Genomic DNA, 239 nt, shown 5'->3' on the forward strand with positions numbered 1-239 from the left:
GCGCTACTATCAACTTCACGTTGGGCAAAGGCGCGCAGACCCATCACTTCGGCCTGCAATCGCCGACCAAGGCGCACAGGGTCTAGCTGACTATTTAATTCTCCCAGCCGTTGGGATTCAGTAAAGCACTTTATGAAATGGGTCTCCATACCTGCCAGCATGCTCTCGACTTTCTGTAAAGCAGACTGCTCACGTTCGCCTAATTCTAATAAGCTCTTGACCAACATACACGCACGGCT

At 51.0% G+C, this 239-nt stretch carries 1 pseudogene; it reads right to left on the reverse strand.

From position 1 onward, the window contains the following. A pseudogene (locus AAEY93_RS21065) lies at window positions 1-239 on the reverse strand (TetR/AcrR family transcriptional regulator); the annotation flags it as partial.

This window comes from Shewanella sp. CAL98-MNA-CIBAN-0140 (assembly GCF_040309905.1).
Lineage (GTDB): Bacteria > Pseudomonadota > Gammaproteobacteria > Enterobacterales > Shewanellaceae > Shewanella > Shewanella psychromarinicola.